Origin of the sequence: Gordonia tangerina (assembly GCF_021556435.1) — a bacterium.
Taxonomy (GTDB): Bacteria; Actinomycetota; Actinomycetes; order Mycobacteriales; family Mycobacteriaceae; genus Gordonia; species Gordonia tangerina.
Map to the genome: position 1 here is coordinate 1 of NZ_JAKGCU010000010.1, position 21,550 is coordinate 21,550.

Annotated in this window: 21 protein-coding genes and 1 pseudogene; 12 read left to right on the forward strand and 10 right to left on the reverse strand. The window is 66.8% G+C overall.

Annotation, left to right across the window (positions count from 1 at the left end; genetic code table 11):
• Window positions 1-131 precede the first annotated feature (131 nt).
• Genes L1892_RS12390 through L1892_RS12405 form a run of 4 tightly spaced genes read right to left on the reverse strand, consistent with a single transcriptional unit; the run spans window position 132 to window position 4,279 of the window.
• Window positions 132-1,874 (reverse strand): sodium/solute symporter, encoded by a 1,743-nt coding sequence (locus tag L1892_RS12390; RefSeq protein WP_235723905.1) that lies wholly within the window; start codon window positions 1,872-1,874, stop codon window positions 132-134.
• Window positions 1,871-2,251 (reverse strand): hypothetical protein, encoded by a 381-nt coding sequence (locus L1892_RS12395; RefSeq protein ID WP_235723906.1) that lies wholly within the window; start codon window positions 2,249-2,251, stop codon window positions 1,871-1,873. Before L1892_RS12395 ends, L1892_RS12390 begins: the two co-directional genes overlap by 4 nt.
• Entirely contained in the window at window positions 2,248-3,033 is a 786-nt protein-coding gene (locus L1892_RS12400) for a LytR/AlgR family response regulator transcription factor (RefSeq protein WP_235723907.1), read from the reverse strand. Before L1892_RS12400 ends, L1892_RS12395 begins: the two co-directional genes overlap by 4 nt.
• A 28-nt stretch (window positions 3,034-3,061) precedes the next feature.
• Window positions 3,062-4,279, reverse strand: coding sequence for a sensor histidine kinase (locus tag L1892_RS12405; protein ID WP_235723908.1), 1,218 nt, complete (start codon window positions 4,277-4,279; stop codon window positions 3,062-3,064).
• 148 nt (window positions 4,280-4,427) lie between these two features.
• Here L1892_RS12405 and L1892_RS12410 point away from each other — a divergent pair, with 148 nt between their 5' ends.
• The 5 genes from L1892_RS12410 (at window position 4,428) to L1892_RS12430 (ending at window position 8,590) form a co-directional block, all read left to right on the forward strand.
• Window positions 4,428-5,267: an alpha/beta hydrolase gene (locus tag L1892_RS12410; RefSeq protein ID WP_235723909.1), complete on the forward strand. Its 840-nt coding sequence runs from the start codon at window positions 4,428-4,430 to the stop codon at window positions 5,265-5,267.
• 42 nt (window positions 5,268-5,309) lie between these two features.
• Entirely contained in the window at window positions 5,310-5,657 is a 348-nt protein-coding gene (locus tag L1892_RS12415; RefSeq protein WP_235723910.1) for a helix-turn-helix transcriptional regulator, read from the forward strand.
• 103 nt (window positions 5,658-5,760) lie between these two features.
• Entirely contained in the window at window positions 5,761-6,720 is a 960-nt protein-coding gene (locus L1892_RS12420; protein ID WP_235723911.1) for a helix-turn-helix domain-containing protein, read from the forward strand.
• Window positions 6,721-6,727: 7 nt separating this feature from the next.
• Complete coding sequence (locus tag L1892_RS12425) at window positions 6,728-7,612, forward strand: AraC family transcriptional regulator (protein ID WP_235723912.1); 885 nt, start codon at window positions 6,728-6,730, stop codon at window positions 7,610-7,612.
• Between the two features lie 147 nt (window positions 7,613-7,759).
• Window positions 7,760-8,590: an alpha/beta hydrolase gene (locus tag L1892_RS12430; protein ID WP_235723913.1), complete on the forward strand. Its 831-nt coding sequence runs from the start codon at window positions 7,760-7,762 to the stop codon at window positions 8,588-8,590.
• A gap of 10 nt (window positions 8,591-8,600) precedes the next feature.
• Here the strand turns inward: L1892_RS12430 and L1892_RS12435 are convergent, their stop codons facing one another.
• The 6 genes and pseudogenes from L1892_RS12435 to L1892_RS12460 form a co-directional block, all read right to left on the reverse strand.
• Entirely contained in the window at window positions 8,601-10,199 is a 1,599-nt protein-coding gene (locus tag L1892_RS12435; protein ID WP_235723914.1) for a polyamine aminopropyltransferase, read from the reverse strand.
• Between the two features lie 18 nt (window positions 10,200-10,217).
• Complete coding sequence (locus L1892_RS12440; RefSeq protein ID WP_235723915.1) at window positions 10,218-10,643, reverse strand: DUF350 domain-containing protein; 426 nt, start codon at window positions 10,641-10,643, stop codon at window positions 10,218-10,220.
• 71 nt (window positions 10,644-10,714) lie between these two features.
• Window positions 10,715-11,362 carry a DUF4247 domain-containing protein gene (locus tag L1892_RS12445; RefSeq protein ID WP_235723916.1) on the reverse strand — a complete coding sequence of 216 codons (648 nt, stop codon included), beginning with the start codon at window positions 11,360-11,362 and terminating at the stop codon, window positions 10,715-10,717.
• Window positions 11,359-11,898: a DUF2617 family protein gene (locus L1892_RS12450; protein ID WP_235723917.1), complete on the reverse strand. Its 540-nt coding sequence runs from the start codon at window positions 11,896-11,898 to the stop codon at window positions 11,359-11,361. The genes L1892_RS12445 and L1892_RS12450 overlap by 4 nt, the downstream gene beginning before the upstream one ends.
• Window positions 11,895-12,527 (reverse strand): DUF4178 domain-containing protein, encoded by a 633-nt coding sequence (locus L1892_RS12455; RefSeq protein ID WP_235723918.1) that lies wholly within the window; start codon window positions 12,525-12,527, stop codon window positions 11,895-11,897. The genes L1892_RS12450 and L1892_RS12455 overlap by 4 nt, the downstream gene beginning before the upstream one ends.
• Before the next feature lie 129 nt (window positions 12,528-12,656).
• Window positions 12,657-13,838: pseudogene (locus L1892_RS12460) on the reverse strand (nitrate ABC transporter substrate-binding protein).
• A 296-nt stretch (window positions 13,839-14,134) separates the two neighbouring features.
• Between L1892_RS12460 and L1892_RS12465 the strand changes: the two are divergent.
• The 7 genes from L1892_RS12465 (at window position 14,135) to L1892_RS12495 (ending at window position 21,506) form a co-directional block, all read left to right on the forward strand.
• Window positions 14,135-14,914 (forward strand): ABC transporter ATP-binding protein, encoded by a 780-nt coding sequence (locus L1892_RS12465; RefSeq protein WP_235723919.1) that lies wholly within the window; start codon window positions 14,135-14,137, stop codon window positions 14,912-14,914.
• Entirely contained in the window at window positions 14,911-15,825 is a 915-nt protein-coding gene (locus L1892_RS12470; RefSeq protein WP_235723920.1) for an ABC transporter permease, read from the forward strand. Before L1892_RS12465 ends, L1892_RS12470 begins: the two co-directional genes overlap by 4 nt.
• Window positions 15,826-15,955: 130 nt before the next feature.
• Complete coding sequence (locus tag L1892_RS12475; protein WP_235723921.1) at window positions 15,956-16,987, forward strand: isopenicillin N synthase family dioxygenase; 1,032 nt, start codon at window positions 15,956-15,958, stop codon at window positions 16,985-16,987.
• A 55-nt stretch (window positions 16,988-17,042) separates the two neighbouring features.
• Window positions 17,043-17,720: a GntR family transcriptional regulator gene (locus L1892_RS12480; RefSeq protein WP_235723922.1), complete on the forward strand. Its 678-nt coding sequence runs from the start codon at window positions 17,043-17,045 to the stop codon at window positions 17,718-17,720.
• A gap of 302 nt (window positions 17,721-18,022) precedes the next feature.
• A complete protein-coding gene (gene groL / locus L1892_RS12485) occupies window positions 18,023-19,648 on the forward strand; it encodes a chaperonin GroEL (protein WP_235723923.1) in 1,626 nt (541 codons plus the stop codon).
• Between the two features lie 225 nt (window positions 19,649-19,873).
• Complete coding sequence (locus tag L1892_RS12490; protein WP_235723924.1) at window positions 19,874-20,659, forward strand: glycoside hydrolase family 16 protein; 786 nt, start codon at window positions 19,874-19,876, stop codon at window positions 20,657-20,659.
• Window positions 20,660-20,696: 37 nt separating this feature from the next.
• Complete coding sequence (locus tag L1892_RS12495) at window positions 20,697-21,506, forward strand: tyrosine-protein phosphatase (protein WP_235723925.1); 810 nt, start codon at window positions 20,697-20,699, stop codon at window positions 21,504-21,506.
• The last annotated feature ends 44 nt before the right edge of the window (window positions 21,507-21,550 follow it).

Here is a 21,550-nt window from a genome sequence, read left to right on the forward strand (position 1 = left end):
GCAACCGTCCCTTGAGAACTCCATAGCGTGAAACAACGGCGCCGCAACGGTGTCGCGTACCCGACGGCCACATCGGTTGCACAGCAACCCTTGTGGTGCGCGATACGCGACACCGTACGCCGGGCGACCGTCTACTCGCTCGGCAGACGCTCGATCCCCATGCCCAACCGCTCCGGCACGTGCATGCGGGCGAAGGTCCGTGCCAGATCGTCGGGCACCCGGCGACGGGTCGCGAGACTCACCCCGATCATCGTCGCGAACGCCAGTGGCACGGTAACTGCGGCCGGATAGCCGATGATCTCCGCAGGCCAACCGCCGAGCACGTCGTTGCGCACCACCCCGGCGATCGCCAGGCTGGTCGCGGCACCCGAACTCACGCCGCCGACGATGAGCCCGGCAACCGCGCCAGGCGCGGTCAACCCGCGCCACCAGATGCCCAGCACCAGAAGAGGGCACAACGTCGATGCGGCGACGGCGAACACCAGCCCGACCGTCCGCGACAACTCCAGCGACGACGCCGCCAGCGAGAGACCGATCGGGATGACACCGCCGATGAGCGCGGCGATGCGGAAGTCGCGCACTCGTCCGCGCAGCACGTCCGTGGACAACGCGCCTGCGACGCTGACCAGCAACCCCGACGAGGTAGCGAGGAACGCCGCGATGGCACCAGCGGCCACCAACGCCGCCAGGATCTGCCCGGCCAGCCCCCCGACGGCGGCAGCGGGCAGCAACAACACCGCGGCATCGGACGTACCGGTGATCAGCAACTGCGGTACATACAGGCGTGCGAGGACCCCCAACACGGTCGGGAACAGATAGAACAGCGACAGCAGCGCGATGACCGCCAGCGCAGTGCGTCGCGATGACCGCCCGTCCGGGTTGGTGTAGAACCGCACCAGCACGTGCGGCAAGCCCATTGTCCCCAGAAAGGTGGCGATGATCAGCGACAACACCTCGAACAGGGGCTGACGTCCACCCAACCCGCCGCCCGAGGCGATCCAGCCCTCACCAGTCGTCGGCGCACCATCCACGACCGGGGTTGCCGCGCCGGCCTCGAGTCGGATGACACTGCCCGCGCCGACCTCGTGGGTGCCGATGCTGGGGAACGGCGCGGCGTCCACATCCGCGCCGTCGAGGGTGCCTGTGATGAGTAGTCCGTCGACCTCGGGGACGGTCATCGTGACCGGGGTGGTGACATTCACCGTGGTCGCCTGATCCACCCGCGGCGGCACCGGATCTCCCAACGCCGCACGGTCGGTGAGAAACACGCCGAGCAACACCAGAGCGGGCACCGCGATGGCGGTCAGTTTGAGCCAATACTGAAACGCCTGCACAAAGGTGATCGACCGCATGCCGCCGCCGACCACGTTGACGATGACGATGGCCCCCACGGCGACCGCACCCACCCACACCGGTGCGCCGAGCAGGATGTTCAGGGTCAGCCCGGCACCTTGCAGCTGCGGGATCAGATAGAGCACGCACACCACCACGACCACGGTCATCGACGTCAGGCGCGCGGCGCGGGAGTTCAGGCGGAACTCGGCGAAGTCGGGCACAGTATAGGCGCCGGATCGGCGCAGCGGTGCCGCGACGAACAGCAGCAGCCCCAGGTAGCCCGCGGTGAATCCGATCGGATACCACAGGGCATCGGCCCCATATTTGGCGACGAGCCCGGCGACACCGAGAAAGGATGCGGCCGAGAGGTACTCGCCCGACACCGCGGCAGCATTCCATCGCGGTCCGACACTGCGGGAGGCCACCAGGAAGTCCGAGGTGGTGCGCGACAGTCGGCCACCGTAGGCGCCAACGGCGACGGTGGCGATGGCCGCCAGCCCCAGGGCGATCGCGGTGAGGGCGTCGACGTCGGTGTTCATTCGTGGTCGGTCTCGTCGTCGACGACCCGTAGGAAGTCACGCTCGGCCTGCTCGGCGAAGTGCACATAGATCCGACCGGCCACATAGAGCAGCGGATAGAGCGCGAACACCAGCACCAACCAGTTCAGGCGCACGCCGAGGATCTCCACCGAGGTCAGCCACGGAAACACGGTGCCGGTCAACGGGATCGCCACGATCACGACGATCACGGCCGCTGCCAGCCGCAACGCGATCCCCAGCTGCGCGCGCATCAAACCGCGGACCAGCGCGTCACCCACCTCGGTCTGCTCCTGCACCTCGACGCGGGTGCGCATCATGCGGGCGCCGCGACGCTGTGACAGCACGACCCGTTCGCGGCGGGGTGGCTGTTCGGTCATGGCTCGCCGTCGGAACGATACTGGCGCATGGGATCGCGGATCAGCAGATCCTTGAGTTCGCGCAGTTGGCGTCGGCTCACCGGCAACTCGACGGCCTCCGAGGCGCCGTTGGCACGTACCGCCACCACCGTCGACGACCCGGTGGCGCGCAGACCGGTGACCATCGGCAACGCCACCAGATAGGAGCGGTGCACCCGCTGAAATCCGTGATCCTGCCAGCGGGTGGCCAACGTGGACAGCGGAATCCGCACCAGATGTGCGCCGGTGTCGGAGTGCAGTCGGGCATAGTCGCCGACCGCCTCCACCCAGGAGATGCTGTCGCGGCGAACCAGTGAGGTCACCCCGGACATCTCCACCGGGATGACCTCGTCGGTGGCGCCGGCGCGAACCGCCGGATCGGAAGTGCGTGGCGCGGTGTCGCGACCGGCGAGCACACGTGTGATCGCCTGCTCGAGTCGTTGCTCACGTAGTGGTTTCAGCAAGTAGTCGACGGCACCGACGTCGAAGGCGTCGACCGCCTTGTCGTCGTGCGCGGTCACGAACACCACCTGCGGGGGTTCGGCGTACTGCCGCAAAACCCCGGCGAGTTCCAGACCGCTCAGACCGGGCATGTTGATGTCCAAGAAGATGGCGTCGATACGCCGCTCGCTGAGTTCGCGCAGGGCGTGCGTGGCGTCGCCTGCCGTATGCACCACGCCGACCTCGGGTTGGCGTCCGAGCAGGTAGGCCAGTTCGTCGAGTGCCGGCGGTTCGTCGTCGACGGCAAGGACGACGAGGGTCATCGGCCACCTCCTTGCACCACCGAGATCGTCACGCGCGGATACCGGCACGGAACTTGGGGACGCGCATGCCGACCCGCGTACCCGCACCCACACCGGTGTCGACCACTAGACCGTAGTCGTTGCCGAATGCGGCGCGCAGTCGATGGTCCACATTCGTCAGCCCCACGTGCGCCCCGTCGGATTCGCTGCGTTCACCAGATGCAGACGGCGCGTCGAGCGCGTCGATGTCGCCGGACCGCAACAGCTCCGGATCCATTCCCACGCCGTCGTCCTCGATGGTGATGACGCAGTCGGCACCCTCGTCGGCCGCGGTGATGGTGATGGTCCCGCCGCCCTTGCCTGCCAGCCCGTGGCGAACGGCGTTCTCCACCAGCGGTTGCAGCGCGAGAAACGGTACGACGACGTTGAGGACCTCGGGCGCCACCTGCAGCTTCACATCCAGCGCCGGCCCGAACCGTGCGCGCTCGAGGGTCAGGTAACGGTCGATGTTGCGCAATTCGTCGGCCAGAATCGTGAACTCGCCTGCGGCGCGGAACGAGTAGCGGGTGAAGTCGGCGAAGTCCAGGATCAGCTCCCGGGCGCGGTCGGGGTCGGTGCGCACGAACGATGCGATCGTGTTCAGCGCGTTGTAGATGAAGTGTGGACTGATCTGTGCTCGCAACGCCAACACCTCGGCGCGATCGAGTCGTGCCCGGGACGCCTCGAGTTCGGCGAGCTCGATCTGACTGGACACGTACCGGGCGACCTCGCCGACCGCGCCGAGCATGCCGGGCCCGGGACGATGGGTGGTGGCGACCACCAGCACCCCGACACTGGTGTCCTCGCCTGCGAGGGGCGCCGCGACCAGTGCGCGTACCGGCGACTCCGTGCCGCACGGATCGTTGACCAACACCCGGCGCTGGTCGTCGTCGGCGATCGTGGCGGTGTCCGCGGCTGCCGCGACCAACTGGGTGTCCCAGAACGGATCGTCGTCGGGTTCGCGGGCCAACAGTGCGCCGTGCGCGTCGTAGAGTGCGACGGCATCGGCGGCGGTCAGGGCCCGCAGGTGCGGTACGGCATCGCGTGCCGACTCCGCCGAGAGCCCGGTACGCAACGACCGAGCCGCCCGGGATGCCGTCTGCAGGGCGAAATGCACGGCACGTTCAGTGGGGGTGGAGACCACCCGCCGGGTGCGGATCAAGACCACTGCAATCACCACGACCAGGACGGCCACCACCGCCAGCGCTACCGCGAGCTGTCCGGACATGGCTCCAACACTCTCATCCCTGATGCGCTGAGACCATCGAGACCAACAGGCCGGCTGCACGCTCAGCACATATCCGTGCGCGCGCAACCAGATGGCGGGGACGGGCCATCCCTACGGTGATCGCATCCGGTTTCGAGAAAGGTCGCCGATGTCTGCTCTCCGTCCTGATCTGCGTCTCTGGATCACCCGCGCCGCGCTGGTCCTCTCCGCGCTGGCACTCCTCTTGGGCGTGGCAGCGGGGCCCGCGTCCGCGCAGAACCCGAAACCGACGATCGTGCTCATGCATGGCGCGTTCGCCGACTCCTCGGGGTGGAAGGACGTGGCGGCAAACCTCCGGGGGCAGGGCTACACCGTGCAGACCTTCGACAACCCGCTCCGGTCGCCGGCCTATGACTCCGCGCAACTGGAGAAGAAGCTCACCGATATCCCCGGTCCGATCGTGCTCGTCGGGCACTCCTACGGCGGGTTCGTCATCACCAACACCCACGATCCCGACGTCCGCGCCAACGTGTACATCGCTGCGTTCGCCCCGGCCTCCGGCGAATTCGTCCAGGGTCTGCTGAATCCGATCACCTATCCGGGCAGTCGGTTGCTGCCCCCCGCGCTGCAGGTGAAGGTGGTCGAGAACGACCCGACCGGAATCGCCGGCCGCAACATCGACGGCTACATCGCCCAACCGTACTTCCGCGACATCTTTGTCCAGGACGTCTCACCGGCGGTGGCCGCCGACATGTACGCCCACCAGAAGTCGGCGGCGCTGGCGGCCAACCTCGAACCGTCCGGCGCCCCCTCGTGGACCACGGTGCCGAGTTGGTATCTGATCTCGCAGCAAGACCGGGTCATCCCGCCCGCGCTGCAACGCTTCATGGCGTCGCGTGCAGCACCCGGACGCACCGCCGCGGTGGATGCCTCACACGCCTCGCTGGTTTCGCGGCCGGACGCGGTGACCGCGATCATCCTGTCCGCCGCGACCGCGGTGAGTAGCTGACGCGTACCCACGGGTCGACAGCAGGCGCGCCAAGGGCAGCCGATGTCCCGCAGCGACGGGTGGTCGGAGTTGATGCACCGGATCGACGCTCTGCTGGCAGACCACATCGCAGATCTCGATCTGACGGTGGCCACCGTCGCGCACGCGGTCGGGGTGACGGAGTGTGAGCTACGCCGGATCACCTCCGAGAAGGACGTCGACGTGCAGCGTTGGATCGTCGGGGCACGTCTGTCGCGCGCTCGCCATGACCTGATGTCCGCACCTGTGGAGCCTGATGCGGTGTTTGCGCGTGAGCACGGATTCCGCGATCTCGCCGCACTCGCGGTGGCCTTCACCACCACCTACGGCCTGACGCCGTACGCCTGGTGGGCGATGCGGGCCGAGGGTTGAGACCGATCTGGCCGAGATTGCGCGTGGCGTCGAAGTACGCAGTATTATTGCTGGTCACAGCGCTGTGGCAATTGTGGGATCGGTCAGTCACCCAGGGAGAGACATGGCGATCGTGTTTCGCTCCGCCGACGTTGCGGTCAACGACCGCGAAGAGGTCACCCGAACTTCATTCCTCGAGCAGTCCTGGCCGACCACGGTGGACCTCGACGAACCGACCGCAGCCGACTCGTTCATCGAGGTGTTCACCTACGGCCGGGCCAGTATCTTCCGCGCCCAGATGACCGGGGTGCATCTGTCCAGGTCGGCCCGGCAGGTGCGGTCGAGTCCGGCGGATGTGCTGGCCATCGCTGTTCAGGAACGCAGCACAGCACGCCACGAGATGTACGGCCGCCAGCGTGCGGTGGCGCCGCGCGACCTGATGGTCAACGACATGAACTCGCCCTACCGATACGCCTGGCCGGGCCGCGGAAGTTCACGCGCGCTATATGTTCCGCTCGCCGACCTGAACCTGCCGACCGACGTGGTCCGGGCGGCGTCGACCCGGCTGCCCGCCAGCCCGGTGTACCCGTTGCTGCGCACCTGCATCGACCAGATGACCGACGCCGGTGATCGGCTCAGCGCCGATCCCGGCACCGCCGAGTCCGTGGGGGCGGTCGCAATCGATGTGGCGCGTGCGCTGCTGACGTCGGCATACGACATCGAGTACGGCCGTGGGCCGATGGCCGACGTGCTGTTGCCTCGCATCCGCGGCTACGTTCGTCGCCACCTCGGCGAACCCGATCTGTCGCCGGCGATGATCGCAGCCGCGCATGACATCTCGGTTCGTCGGCTCTTCACGATCTGCGCCGCGGCGGACTTCAGCATCGAACAGTGGATCATCTCCTCCCGGCTCGAAGGTATCCGTGACGAACTCGCGCGACCCGAATCCCGACACCGATCGGTGGCGGAGATATCCCGTCGCTGGGGATTGACCAACCCCTCCTATGTGAGTCGGCGCTTCCGCGCGACGTTCGGGATGAGCCCGAGGATGTGGCGTCAACTCGCGCTGTCCGCGGAGCGGTGATGTTCCCGTGAGTCAGCTCCCGGCGCCACAGCGATTGGCCGATCACATCGCCGTGTCGACGCCCCGCGGGCATTGCGTCGGCACGCCGGACACATACGTCACCCCGATGGGGGATGACATGTGGTTGACCCGCATCCGATATGACGGCATCGCGGTGACCGACAATCGACGGTTCCCGGGTATCGCGCTCCGGATTTTGGTCGCGGTACCCGACAACGACCGGTGGATTCTGCGGCGTGGACGTGATCTTGCGCAGGCGAATCCCTGCGTGCTTGCCGTAGCCGACCCGTCCGAACCCCTCGACTTCCGAGCGTTCGTTCCGGGAAACGCTGTGGTACTGGACTTTCCAATGTCCTGGCTCACCCTCCCGGTCGACACAGTCCGACGTGGTATCGACGGGCTGAACGATGCCAACCCGCTGTCGGCGTTCGTCGGCGAGCACCTGACCCACCTCGGGGGTGTCGGAGCGACCTGTCCGATGATGCTGCCCGACCTGGCACCGCCGACGATCCAGCTCATCCGTTCCCTGTTGCTCATGTCGGTCCGGACGGGCGAACCCAGCCCGTCAACTGAACTCATCGTGCGGGTGAAGCTCTATATCGACGAACACCTCACCGACGCCGACCTGTGCGCGGGTCTCATAGCGTCACAGCACAGCATCTCTACCCGAAAGCTGTATGCGGAGTGGCCGAACGACGGCCCCGCACTCGGTGACTACATCATCCGGCGGCGGCTCGAACGCGCCCGCGATGCGCTGATCACCCGGCGCCATCTCACCATTCCAGCCGTCGCGCGCTCACACGGGTTCGTCGACCCCACCCACTTCGCGAAACGATTCCGCATGGCCTTCGGTGTTTCGCCGTCACAGTGGCGCCGCGACAACGCCGGGTGATGAGCATCGCCGGCCATGCCGGTCACCGCACGCAGAGCACACAATTGTGCGTGCACGACCAGATCGGGCGGCAGTTTCGGCCGTAGGGTGGCCGCGCGCACATCGCACCGAGCTTCGCCTCGCCCCCGATCAGGATCGGAGCCCGTCATGGCCACCCCCGACACCATCGTCCTCATCCATGGCCTGTGGGTCACGCCGCGGTCCTGGGAACACTGGGTGCCCTACTACGAAGCCAAGGGCTACCGGGTGATCACGCCCGCCTATCCGGGCTTCGACATCGAGGTCGAGGCGTTGCGTGAGAACCCGGATGTGATCGCGACACTCACGGTGCCGCAGACGGTCGATCACCTGGCGGGTGTGGTCGAGGCGCTTCCGACCCCGCCGATCCTCATGGGGCACTCGTTCGGTGGCATCATGACCCAGTTACTCGTCGATCGTGGGCTTGGCGCCGCCGGCGTGGTGATCGACTCCGCGCCCACCGAGGGCGTGCGCACTCAGCCGCCATCGCAGGTCAAATCGCTGCTGCCGATTCTCACCCGGTGGTCCAACCGCCACAAGGCCGCCGGGTTCACCCCGGAGCAGTGGCATTACGCGTTCACCAACACCCTCGACGATGCGGAGTCGCGGGCCGTCTACGATCGCTATGCGATTCCCGCACCCGGGGCATGGGTGTTCCGTTACGGAGTGTTCGCGAATCTTCTTCCCGGACATCAGGAGACGTGGGTAGACTACGGCCGGAGTGCGCCACTGCTGTTCATCGCCGGGGGAGCCGACCACATCATGCCAGCCGCGGTGAACAAGTCCAACGCCCGCAAGTACCGGAAGTCGGGGGCGGTCACGGACTTCCATGAGTTCCCCGGACGTTCGCACTGGACCTGTGGTGAACCGGGTTGGGAGGCGGTCGCCGATCATGCCCTTGACTGGGCGGTTGCGCAGACGTCGCCGCGCTCGCCAGAGACCCTGCCACACACTCCGTGAGGGCCGTCACTCAGTAGACCGCCCACTCCGACTGCGCATAGCGCAAAATGCGCGGATTCATCAGCGTCGACGGGGGCATGTCCAGCGGTGGACGATCTGCGGGGAACACCGATGCTGCGGTCAACTCCGCCTCGTCGAGGAAGCGAAGTTGCACTGGCAGGTCGAGGGCGAGCTCGGGTTCGGTGTCCCCGGCGAGGAAGTAGCCCCAATCACCGAACGAGGGGACGTCGACGTGGTAAGGCAGCGTGCGCAGACCGGCCGAGGCCGCGGTTGCGCCGATGCACCAGAACGACTTCGGAGCGAAGTACGGCGAACCGGCCTGGATCACGGCTCGACCACCATCGGCGAGATGGGCGCCGACCAACGAGTAGAACTCTGTGGAATACAGTTTGGCGGTTGCCGATTCGTCCGGATCGGGCATATCGACGATGATGACGTCGAACACGCCGGAGTTCTCGCGCAACCAGGAGAAGGCATCGGCGGTGATGACGGTGCTGCGCGGGTCGTCCAGCGACCCCTTGTTGAGTCGTGCCAGTCGTTCGTCCTCTCGGCCGAGCCGAATCATCTCCGGGTCGAGTTCCACCAGGGTCGCCGAGGCATCGGGGTAGCGCAGCACCTCGCGTAGTGCCAGGCCGTCTCCGCCGCCGAGGACCAGAACCCGCTGGTGTGTGCCCGCCATCGCCGGATGCACCAGCGACTCGTGATACCGGTACTCGTCGATCGACGAGAACTGCAGGTCGCCGTTGAGATAGAGCCGGGTGTCGGGGCCCAGGGGCGTGGTTCTCTCGGTGATCACGATGTCCTGGTACGGGGTTCGCTCAGCGGCGACGATCGGGTCGCGGAACATCGCCTGTCGGGCGGTCACCTCGAACCGGTCGGCGAACACCATGCCGGCGATCAGTGCAGCGATGACCGAGACCGCGGCGACACCGAGGACTGCCCGTGCCGGACCTGACAGGTCGTGCCGGAAGACACCGAACACGAGGAAGGAGCCTGCGGCGGCGTTGACCAGACCCACCACCAGGGCGCCCTCGAGTTGCCCGAACAGTGGCAGCAGCAGGAACGGGAAACACAGACCACCGACGAGCGCACCGATGTAGTCGACGGCGAACATGTCGGCGACCGCGCTGCCGGCGTCCTGTCGGCGGATGCGCTGCAACAGCACCATCAGCAACGGGATCTCGGCGCCGATCAGCACGCCCAGCACAAACGCGACCACCACCAGCGCGGGCGTGTACAGGGCCAGATAGGCGAACGCCGCATACAGCGCCATCACCGACAAGCCGCCGAGTAACGCCAATGCCAGTTCGATCGCGGCGAAGGTCACGATCGGCCGCGACTGCAGGGGTTTGGCGGCCAGCGACCCGATGCCCATCGCGAACACCATCACCGCCAACACGATCGACGCCTGGGTCGCGGTGTTGCCGATCAGGAACGAGCCGAGCGACACAAGCGCGAGCTCGTAGACGAGGCCGCACGCCGCGCAGACGAAGACGACGGCGAGCAGCGCCGCACGTGACCACCGGGCCGAGGGCCGCGCCGCGTCGTCGGCGACCGGGAAGTCGGTCAGCTCGGGCTCGGGCTGCGCGGAGTCATCGGTGGCGGTCATGGTCGAGACGAAAGGTGACTACAGGATGGAAACTGCGACGATCAGCGCGATCGCGATGTGCACGACACCGTGCACCCACACCGCCGGGTGACTGTCCGGGTGGACGACCAGCTCGCCGAGCTTGCCGGGCGTGAACAGGTCGATGATGTAGAAGGTGATCGTCATGATGGCGACCCCGATGACGGTGTACACGACGGTGTAGGTGAGGCCTTCCACGAGTCGGCCCTCGCTCGCCACGATCGCCGCCGCGACGATGATGGCGACGGCGAAGGCGTTGGAGCCGACCAGTATTCCGGCATTGCGGTTGCGGTCGGCCCACAGCAGGTGCCGCAGGTTTCCGGGGGTCATGGCGTCGATGACCGCAAACGATGCCAGCATGAGGACCATGCCGGTCCCGCCGTATGCTGCGGCTGCGTAGCCATTTCGGACGATGTCGGTGAGCACGTGTCCTCCGGTTCAGATGGTGATGCGCGTCGGATGGGGGATCGAGGGTGGTGCGATGGTCGAGCTGGTGGTCATTTGCCGCCGCCTCCTGAGCCGCCGCCGCGGTAGCTACTGCCCGAGCCGCCGAAATTCGGTGTCGGAACCCAGAAGCCGCCCACATACGGCAGGAAGTGGTTGTACCCGGATCGGTAGTCGCGGCTCAGCATGACCTTCGTGGTCCCGGCCGCGAGCGGGAACAGTCCGACAACGTAGTCCGGATACTGCAGGAATTCGGTGCCCGCGACGTTTTCGGTGTTCGCAGTGTCACCGGCGCGCTGATCGGTGGGCTGTTCCACCCCGCTCAACTCGGAGGCCACCGACGACGGTGTGCCCTGTGCGACATAGGCGTCGACGCTGCCCTCGTCGAGCGCGGGGTCTCGCTGGTAATTCGCGGTGATGTAGTTGCGGACGTTGGCGTTGTCGCCGGTGAGTCCGTTGATGGCCTTCACCGAACAGGTGCCGACGATCGCGAACACTGCGATCATGACGATCACCGCGATGATGATGTTGCGGGTGCGGTGCAGGCCGCGACGAGGGTCGTCGCCGAATCCGGGGGTCGGGCGGAATCCGCCGGGTGGCGGGCCGCCGGGCGGTGGCGGTGGACCACCCGGGGGTGGCCCACCGGGTGAAGGCGGCCCGCCAGGGGGTGGGTGTCCACCGGGCGGAGGAGGGTAGGTCATCGCGTGCCCCCGCCGTCCCGCAGTTCACCAGTGGTCGTGACCACTTCCGCCGTCTGTGGGTAGGTGTGCCAGGTCTGCCACCCGATGCCGTCGCCGCGGGCGGTGGCGATCGCCGCGGTCACCGCCATCGGCTGCCCGGGAAAGCGGCCCAGCAACGCGGGCAAGCCCTGGGCGCGGTGATCGGCCGTGCGGTGATGAAGTTCGTCGACCAGAGCCGCCATCTGTTCGGCATCGCACTTGCGGACCAACGACGTGAACGTATAGGTGCCGTCGGCGACTGTGCCCGGAAGCGGTTCGTCGAGCCCGGGCAGGCACGCGACTGTCTCGCACATTCGGTGGTCACCGTCGTCGACGATGATCTGATGACTGGCGCCGAGGAGTCGCAACGACACGGTGCGGGAGCCGAATTGGTGGTCGCATCGGGCCAGCGGCGCTCGCGGATCGGCGGTGAGCGAGAAGGCGAGCTGCGCGGCGCTGGTGTCGGCGTAGGGCACGTCGAGCAGCACGTGGCCGCTCGTGAGTCCCGCGGCCGTCATGTGCCCGGCGCCGGATCGGTCGGGTAGATGCGGTACTCGCTGCGTGCGAGGACCTCACCGCGGGCGCTCTCCCAGCCGGAGCCGAAATCCTCGAAGGACAGGCGCTCGTCGCCGGCTTCGTAATCGTGGTAACGCATCGATCCGCGCTGGTTCAGGCCGGTGGTGCCGGTGGAGGAGAACTCGGCCGACCCTGCCTCGTCAGAGTGATAGCGCCGCCCGTCGAGTTCGAGCGCATCCGGTCCGGGGGTGAGGGTGACGCCGGTCAGTTCGTGCCACAGTACGACCTCGAGGTCGGGGTCGTCTTCGACGGAGAGCCAGGCCTTGCGGCCGGTCCCGGTGTCGAGGAAGTTCTCGGTCCACTCGAATCCGCTCTGCGACAACCGCAGCGTCCCGCGTACCGCGAACGTCTCACCGCGCAGTTCCACCAGGTCGCCGGGCTTGAGTTGCCGAGGATCGCCGCGGACCGCATCGTCGTCGGCGGTCGAGAACGGGTCCTTGGGACCGTAGGCGCGCTGCTTGAGGGCATCGGTCTCGGCCCGTTTCGCCTTACGGCTGCCCAGGAAGTTGAACACCACGACCACCGCAATGATCAGCAGCAGGGCCACGATGATGATCAGCAAGAACTCCACGCGGCCGACCCTATCTTCCTCACGCCGAAACCGACATGCCGGACGTCGACGTCATGAATGACGGCAGACACCGACGGCCACCCGCTGCGTTCGGGTGGCCGTCGGCGCCTGTGCGCGGCTCGGCGCGGATCAACGCACCTGATCGCTGATGAACTCCGTGGTGAACAGCTGATCGGCGGGCAGATCTGTGGGCAGGCCGGCGCCGCTCTCGTTCAGGATCGGCGTGAGGTCGTCGATGATCGACTGGGCCTTGGCCATGTCGTAGCTACCCCACACACCGTCGGAGCCGGGTGCGATGACGGCCTTGTCCTTCAGCAGCGCCGCCGAGTACGCGGCTTCACCCTCGCTGTATGGGGTGAAGCCGACGTCCTAAGACACCCAGTCGACGATCGTCGCGTTGATCGCGTCCGGCGCGGCAACGTAGTCCTTGCCGGTCTGCTGGATCATCGGGACGAGTTTCTGCAGGCACGGGGTGAGGCTGTCGAGCCTGTCGGCGCGCACCGACACGTTGGAGGCATATACGTCGTACCCGGCGTCCTTCACCATCGCGTAGGCGATCGGCTTGTCCCACGACGGCGTCTCGTGCTCATAGGTGTAGGGCTCGGAGTTGGCGAAACCCTGCTGGGAGATGCTGGGATCGCCGACGAAGCGGGCCGGCGCACCGTCGTAGCTGGTGTCGAGCTGGCTTTGTTTCAGTAGTCCCTTCGCGACCAGCCATTGCGGGAAGATCTGGTCCTTGCTGACCACCACGGTCTCGTCGGTTTTCCCGATGTCGGCGATGGTCTTCTGGTCCGGGTGGGTCTCCGGATCCCACATCAGGATCGACGGGTTGTACTGCAGCAGTGGCGTCACACCCACGACGCGCTGATCCGTGGCCGCGGCGATCAGCTGGTCGCCGTGGACGAGGCCGAGGTCGATCGAGTCGTCGGCGTACATCGCCGACGGGACCGACTGGAAGCCGATGGCCGGACCGCCGGCACGCAGGGTGATGTCGACGCCGGTGTCCTGCCCGTCGAAGGCCAACGGGCCGGACACCGACTTCGTGTCGGTGTCCACCTGATAGCCGGGTCCGAGCAGCCCGATGACGCCCGCCATGTCGGACTGCGGCTGCCACTGCAGCTGCACCACGACGTTCTCGGGGCACACCTCGGCGAGGCTGGTCTCGGCCGACGCCGGAGCCAAGCTGCCGGTCGAGGCGGAATCGGTGCCGTCGTCACTGCCGCAGCCGGCGAGCGCGGCGGCGCACAGGGCGGCGGTCGCCGCGGCGATGGCGCGAGTGCGGCGCGCGGCGAACAGATCACGTGTGGTCATGAGAACTCCTGAGGGCTGATGCCGAGAATGTCGCGTTCTGCGATCTACATGTAAAGCTAGGGGGAGGCCGACGTTCTCGCCAGTCGATGCATGTAGCGGAAAGCGGCTCTGGCGTGCGCGGAAAAGGCGCGTAAGGCCAGCTGAACTGCCGAAAGTGCCTGAAAGAAGTTGGTGTGGAGGGGCTGTTCGTCATGCAGTGTTTACATACGGATACCACGACGAAATACATGTAACGAATGATCGGACGTGGCAGATGGCTCGCCATCTACATGTACTTCCGACCTAGGGATGAGGACATGACCCTCTTCGACACCATGAACGACGCGGATGCGCGGCACCTCACCAAGGGGGTCGTCATTTCGGCGTCCGGCGTGACCAAGCAGTTCGGCTCGGGCACCCGGGCGCTCGACGGGATCGACCTCGATATCGCCGACGGCGACTTCGTCGCGGTGGTGGGTCCCTCCGGGTGTGGCAAGTCGACACTGCTGAGGATGGCCGCCGGCCTCGAGCGCCCCACAGACGGCAGTGTCGCGCTCGCGACCGACTCGGTGGGCTTCATCTTCCAGGAACCCACCCTGTTGCCATGGCGGTCGGTGCGGGCAAACGTCGAACTCTGCGCCGAGATCGGCCGCCTCCCTCGCTCCGAGCGCCGCGCCCGCGCCCAACGCGCCATCGATGCGGTGGGCCTGCGCGGATTCGAAGCACAGTTGCCCCGGATGCTGTCGGGTGGCATGAAGATGCGGGTATCGCTGGCGCGCACACTCACCTCCGAGCCGAAGGTGATGTTGCTTGACGAGCCGTTCGGTGCGCTCGACGAGATGACCCGCCTGGACATGCAGACCGAACTGCAGCGGCTCTACGCCGAACGCAGGTTCACCGGCATGTTCATCACTCACTCGGTGTCGGAGGCGGTGTTCTTGGCCAACCGGGTCATCGTGATGTCGGCCCGACCCGGGCGCATCGTCGCCGACCTGCAAATCGACTTCCCCTATCCGCGAGATCCCGATCTGCGCTACGACGCCCACTTCGTCGAGTATGTCGCCGAGATCACCGAAACCCTGCGAGGTGCCCGATGACCACTACCATCTCCGCGACGCCCGCGAGTGGACCAATGGCCGGCACAACGGCTTCCGACACTTCGAGCTGCGTCACCACCTCCGCCGCACCGACGTCGTCGGGTCCGGACCGGGCATCGACGTCGGAGCGGAGTCGGCGCTGGATCAGATCGATTGTCCGCTACGGACTTCCACCGGCACTGTCGTTCGCGCTCGCGATCGGGCTGTGGTATTGCGTCAGCTATCTGATTCTCAACCCGACACGCCGGTTCCTTCTTCCACCGCCGCATGAGGTGCTCACCAATTCGTTGCTCGACCCCGATCATGTAGGGCGGATGCTCGACGCGCTCTGGGTCACCGCGAAGGTCAGCGTCGTCGGATTCGTCTTCGCCGCTCTGATCGGGGTGGCCGTCGGGGTGGTGATGAGCCGAGGCTCCTTCTTCGAGCGTGCGATCTATCCGTGGGCCGTTGTGCTACAGGTCATCCCGGTGCTCGCGATCGTTCCGCTGATCGGACTGTGGTTCGGCTACGGGATGGTGGCGCGCACCATCGTGTGCGTGATCATCGCGATCTTCCCGATCATCGCCAACACCCATTTCGGCCTGATCTCGGTGGACAGGGGTTCGCATGAATTGTTCACGTTGTCGAAGGCGTCGACCGCACAACGGCTCGCGAAACTGGAGTTCCCGTCCGCCCTGCCGTCGATGATGACCGGTTTCCGCACGGCGTCGGGACTCGTCGTGGTCGGCGCGATCATCGGCGACATGTTCTTCGCGAAGGGGGAGCCGGGGATCGGCACCCTCCTCGACATCTACCGTGCGCGACTGCAGTCCGACGACCTCATCGCAGCCATCGTGCTCGCCTCGCTGTTCGGCATCGTCGTGTTCGGCATCTTCAGCGTGCTCAACGCGTTCGTCCATCGTCGGCGGTGACCCCCGCTGCCGAGCGTCACGTCGGTCCCTGAGGAGCGAGCTTGCGAGCGTCCCGCTGGTCCCTGAGGAGTTAGGCGCTGGCCGAGCGTCACGAAGGGCCACCAACCACCGAAAAGCCAAGGGGAACATCATGTTCACCGTCCCCACCATCGACATCTCCAGCTACGTCGACCCCGCCGGCGCACCGGCCGACCGCGCCCGAGTCGCCCGCGAACTCGACGACGCCTGCAGCACAGTCGGGTTCGTACAGGTTGTCGGGCATGGCGTCGACGCCGCCACCATCGATGGTCTGACCGCGGCGCTCGATGAGTTCTACGCCCTGCCGCTGGAGGTGAAGAAGCGCTACACCCGGCCCGGCGAGAATCGCGGCTACAGTCCGCCCAAGAGTGAGTCGCTGAGCATGAGCCTCGGAGTCGCAGCGGCCAATCAGATGAACGATTTCTACGAGGCGTTCACCGTCGGTTCCGACCGCGGATGGTATGCCGAGAAGGATCTACCCGCCTCGAGCTATGCGGCCAACACGTGGCCCGACGCAGCACCCGCTTTCCGTCCGGGCGTCGAGGCCTGGTTCGACGCGGCGCGCACGGTGTCACGCGTCCTGCTGACCGCCTGCACCGATGCGCTCGGGCTGCCGGAGGGGTACTTCGACGAGCTGACCGATCACTCCATCGACGCTCTCAAGATGAACAATTACACGCTGCCCGAAGGCGAAATCGAACTCGCCGGCGAACTCACCGGCATGGGGGCGCACACCGACTTCGGCATCCTGACCGTGCTGTGGGCCGATCAGGTACCCGGTCTCCAGGTTCTCGGCGCGGATGGCGTCTGGCATGACGTGCAGCCCGCCGACGGCGCGCTGTTGGTGAACCTCGGCGACGCGATGGCCCGCTGGACCAACGACCGGTGGCGTTCGACGGTACATCGCGTCGACCCACCCGTTGTCGACGGCCGCATCATCCGTCGGCGGTCGGCGGCCTTCTTCTTCGACGGCAACCACGACGCGCTCATCGAGACGCTGCCCGGTTGCGCGAGCGCCGAGCGTCCCGGGTATCCGCCGATCACCGTCGCCGAGAACATCGACGCCAAACTCGCCGGGATGAAGTCGGGGGTGGCCCCGGAGTTCGCCGACCGCGAAGCGCAGCGCGTGATGGCCGCACGATGACCGGCATCCACCGCCGATCAGTCACAATCGACGCATCGACCACCACGGACAGAACATGAGCATCCCCGACAGCCTGCAGGCGCTGCGGTCACCCGGCGCCGACGGTGCGCTGTTGACGCAGGCAGTGCTGCGCCAGCTGCGCGACGAGATCTTCTCCGGAACGTTGGAAGCGGGCACCTCCCTGTCGGTGCCTGGCCTCGCGGCTCGGCTGGAGGTGTCGCGGAGCCCCGTGCGTGAGGCGGTGCAACAACTCGTCGTCGACGGACTGGCGGTCTACACACCGCGCGCCGGGGCGAAGGTGGCCCACCTCGACGACGACATGCTGCGCCACGTCTTCCAGGTACGCGAGGTGCTCGACGGTCTCGCAGCCCGGGAGGCGACCACCCGGGTGACCCTTGCCGACCTCGGTGAGCTGTGGGAACGGGTCCGCGAGCAGGAGTCCTATCTGCAGACCCCGGCCGATCATCGTCGCGATGCCGATCTGGACCTGGACTTCCACACCGCGGTGCGCGCCCACTCAGGTAACAAACCCTTGTGTGACGCCCTGTTCCGCCTGGACACACAGACACATCTGTATCGGTCGGACATGTGGAGCCACGACGTCAACCGGCGGCTCGCGGTGGCCGAGCACCGGCGCATCGTCGGCGCGCTGGAAGCGGGGGACGCCGAGGAGGCCGAGCGCGCCGCCAAGGCGCATGCCGCCGGTGTGTTGGTCCGGTTGCTGCGCAAGTGAGCGGTGCCGCCCTGGTTCCGCGCACCCGTCGCGTTGGCGCGCATGTCGCGACGTGCGCGGCGTCGTGTCGACCGTGCGGTTGTCGCAGAAGGTCAGGGGCATCTCTGGCCGCTCGGCTCGAGAGGTCGCCGGCCTTGCACTCGCCCTGCCCGAGTGCTAAAACGGTCTTTGGCACTCGCAAGCAGTGAGTGCCAGGTCGGGACGGTGAGATCGGTTCCGAATGACACACCGGTCGTCCGTCGCGGGCACCGAGTCCGGCCATAGATACCTGGTGTCACCCCCTATCGGAGGATCACTTACCCATGGCCAAGCAAATCGCGTTCGACGAAGAGGCCCGCCGCGGTCTCGAGCGTGGCCTCAACAGCCTCGCCGACGCAGTCAAGGTGACGTTGGGCCCCAAGGGCCGCAACGTCGTCCTGGAGAAGAAGTGGGGCGCCCCCACCATCACCAACGACGGTGTGTCCATCGCCAAGGAGATCGAGCTCGAGGATCCCTACGAGAAGATCGGCGCCGAGCTCGTCAAGGAAGTCGCCAAGAAGACCGACGATGTCGCAGGCGACGGCACCACCACCGCCACCGTTCTCGCCCAGGCTCTCGTGCGTGAGGGCCTGCGCAACGTCGCTGCCGGCGCCAACCCGATGGGTCTGAAGCGCGGCATCGAGAAGGCCACCGAGGCCGTCACCGAGTCGCTGCTCAAGAGCGCCAAGGAGGTCGAGACCAAGGAGCAGATCGCTGCCACCGCGGGCATCTCGGCCGGCGACCCGTCCATCGGCGAGCTCATCGCCGAGGCAATGGACAAGGTCGGCAAGGAAGGCGTCATCACGGTCGAGGAGGCTCAGACCTTCGGCCTGCAGCTCGAGCTCACCGAGGGCATGCGCTTCGACAAGGGCTACATCTCGGGCTACTTCGTCACCGACGCCGATCGTCAGGAAGCGGTCCTCGAGGACCCGTACATCCTGCTCGTCTCGGGCAAGGTCTCGACCGTCAAGGATCTGCTGCCGCTGCTGGAGAAGGTCATCCAGGCCGGCAAGCCGCTGCTGATCATCGCCGAGGACGTCGAGGGCGAAGCCCTGTCGACCCTGGTCGTCAACAAGATCCGCGGCACCTTCAAGTCCGTCGCCGTCAAGGCCCCGGGATTCGGTGACCGTCGCAAGGCCATGCTGGCCGACATCGCCATCCTCACCGGTGGCGAGGTCATCAGCGAAGAGGTCGGCCTGTCGCTGGAGAGCGCCGGCATCGAGCTGCTCGGCACCGCTCGCAAGGTCGTCGTGACCAAGGACGAGACCACCATCGTCGACGGGTCGGGCGATGCCGACGCGATCGCCGGTCGCGTGGCGCAGATCCGCAGCGAGATCGAGAACAGCGACTCCGACTACGACCGTGAGAAGCTGCAGGAGCGTCTGGCCAAGCTGGCCGGCGGTGTTGCAGTCATCAAGGCGGGCGCGGCCACCGAGGTCGAGCTCAAGGAGCGCAAGCACCGCATCGAGGACGCCGTCCGCAACGCGAAGGCTGCCGTCGAAGAGGGCATCGTCGCCGGCGGTGGCGTGGCCCTGCTGCAGTCCGAATCGGCCATCGAGGGCATCTCGCTCACCGGTGACGAGGCCACCGGCGCCAACATCGTCAAGGTTGCGCTGTCGGCCCCGGCCAAGCAGATCGCGATCAACGCGGGTCTCGAGCCCGGCGTCGTCGCCGACAAGATCCTCAACTCGCCGAAGGGCACCGGCCTCAACGCCGCCACCGGCGCGTACGAGGACCTGCTGGCCGCCGGCATCAACGACCCGGTGAAGGTCACCCGATCGGCGCTGCAGAACGCAGCTTCGATCGCGGCGCTTTTCCTCACCACCGAGGCCGTCGTCGCCGACAAGCCGGAGAAGAACCCGGCCCCGGCCATGCCGGGCGGCGACGAGATGGGCGGAATGGGCTTCTGAGTCCAGCTCTCGTTTCGTAGCGAACAACCGAAGGCCGGTCACCCGACAGGGTGGCCGGCCTTCGGCGTGCCCGGTCGGTCTGTCGATCATTCGGGCCGCCGTGGCGTCGAGTGCAGGGAGGTGCCGACCGTGACTCGGTGTGCCTGCCCCACAATCGGTCTCAACGATCGTTGGGTTTCGGCGGCGATGCCCCACGGCGAAATCGGCCCTGCTACGTTCTCCGGTATGCCTAACCTAACTTTTCGTCTGCGGATTCGGGTCGCGGTCGGCGGTACCGTTGCCCTCCTGTTCGCCTCGATGTGCGCGGCGGTGGGATCGGGGTCTGCCCACGCATTTCCGTTCACCGGGTCGCTCGGTGGTTCGGGTACCTGCACCACGACGGCCGCCCAGACCCAGGGGTGGGGCAGCCCGGATCACTCCGACGACTTCACCAGCGCTGCCTCGCTCGACAATTGGCACCGATATGAGGGTGTCGGTCATGCGGGTAATGGTCGGCGTACCCCGGATGCGGTGACGGTGTCCGACGGCGCACTGGTGATCAGCGCCGACCTCGCCGGCAACAGCGGTGGCGTCACCCCGCGCTGGGGTGGCCGGCTTCACGGCCGGTGGGAGATCTGCGCCCGGTCCACGGTGGCCTCCACGGCGTGGACGCCCAACGCACTGCTGTGGCCCGACGCGGAGGACTGGCCCGCAGGAGGGGAGGTCAACTTCATGGAGATCCCGTATCCGCTGCGTGACAGCGTGGACTACAACCTGCACTGGGGCAACAGTGACAACCTGGAACGGCACACGCGGTCGGTGGACGCCACCGCATGGCACAACTGGGCCGTCGAATGGACCCCGACCCACATCGCCGTGTTCCTCGACGGCGTCGAGTGGGCGCGAAGTTCCGACGTCAACCGCCTGCCACCGCGAGCCATGCACCTCGCACTCCAATTGGACAACTACGGCGGCGTCACCTTCCCGACCGGGTCGCTCTACGTGGACCGGGTCGCGGAGTACCCGTTGTAGTCTGCGCGTGTTCACGCGGGTCTGCGACGATGAGACGATGACCGAACACAGTGTCGACCGCCTCGATCTCACCACCGTCGCCAACTTTCGCGACCTCGGCGGCTGGGAGGGCGTCGATGGCCGGCGCGTGACGTCTGGCCGCGTCTATCGATCCGCCGCCCTGCACGACGCCTCGGAGACCGATCGCGCCTTTCTGGCCGGGCTCGGCATCCGCACGATCTACGATCTGCGCTCGGTGGCCGAATCCGAGGCGGAACCTGATCTGGTTCTCGACGGTGTGGCCGGAGTGCACCTCGACGTTCTGGCCGACGCCGAGACGGTGAGTGCTCCCGACAACCTGGACAAGGTGCTCTCCGACCCGGAGACCGTGGCCGCGGCCAATGAGAAACTCGCCGACGGTAGCGGTGTCGAACACATGCTGGGGGCCTACCGGGAACTGGTGAACCTGCCCAGTGCCCTGCGCTCCTACCGGACCCTGTTCACCGGTCTCCTCGAAGGGTCGCCGGCGCTGTTCCACTGCACCGCCGGCAAGGACCGGACCGGCTGGGCCGCAGCATCATTCCTGACACTCCTCGGGGTGTCGCGGGACGCGGTCTACGAGGACTACCTGCTCACCAACGATATGTTCCTGCCGGCCATCGGGCATGTCTTCGATGGTTTCGAGGCCGCCGGTGGCGATCCCGACCTGCTGCGTCCACTGCTCGGGGTGCAGGCGGCCTACCTCGACGCCGCGTTCGCCGAACTGCAGGATCGGTTCGGGAACATCGAGAACTACTTCGCCGACGGTCTCGGGGTGGACGCTGCCGCTCAGCACGCGCTGCGTGAGCGCTACCTCGACGCCGACTGACCCGGCAACGGCGGCAGCCAAACCACGCGAATGTGCCGCGTAGG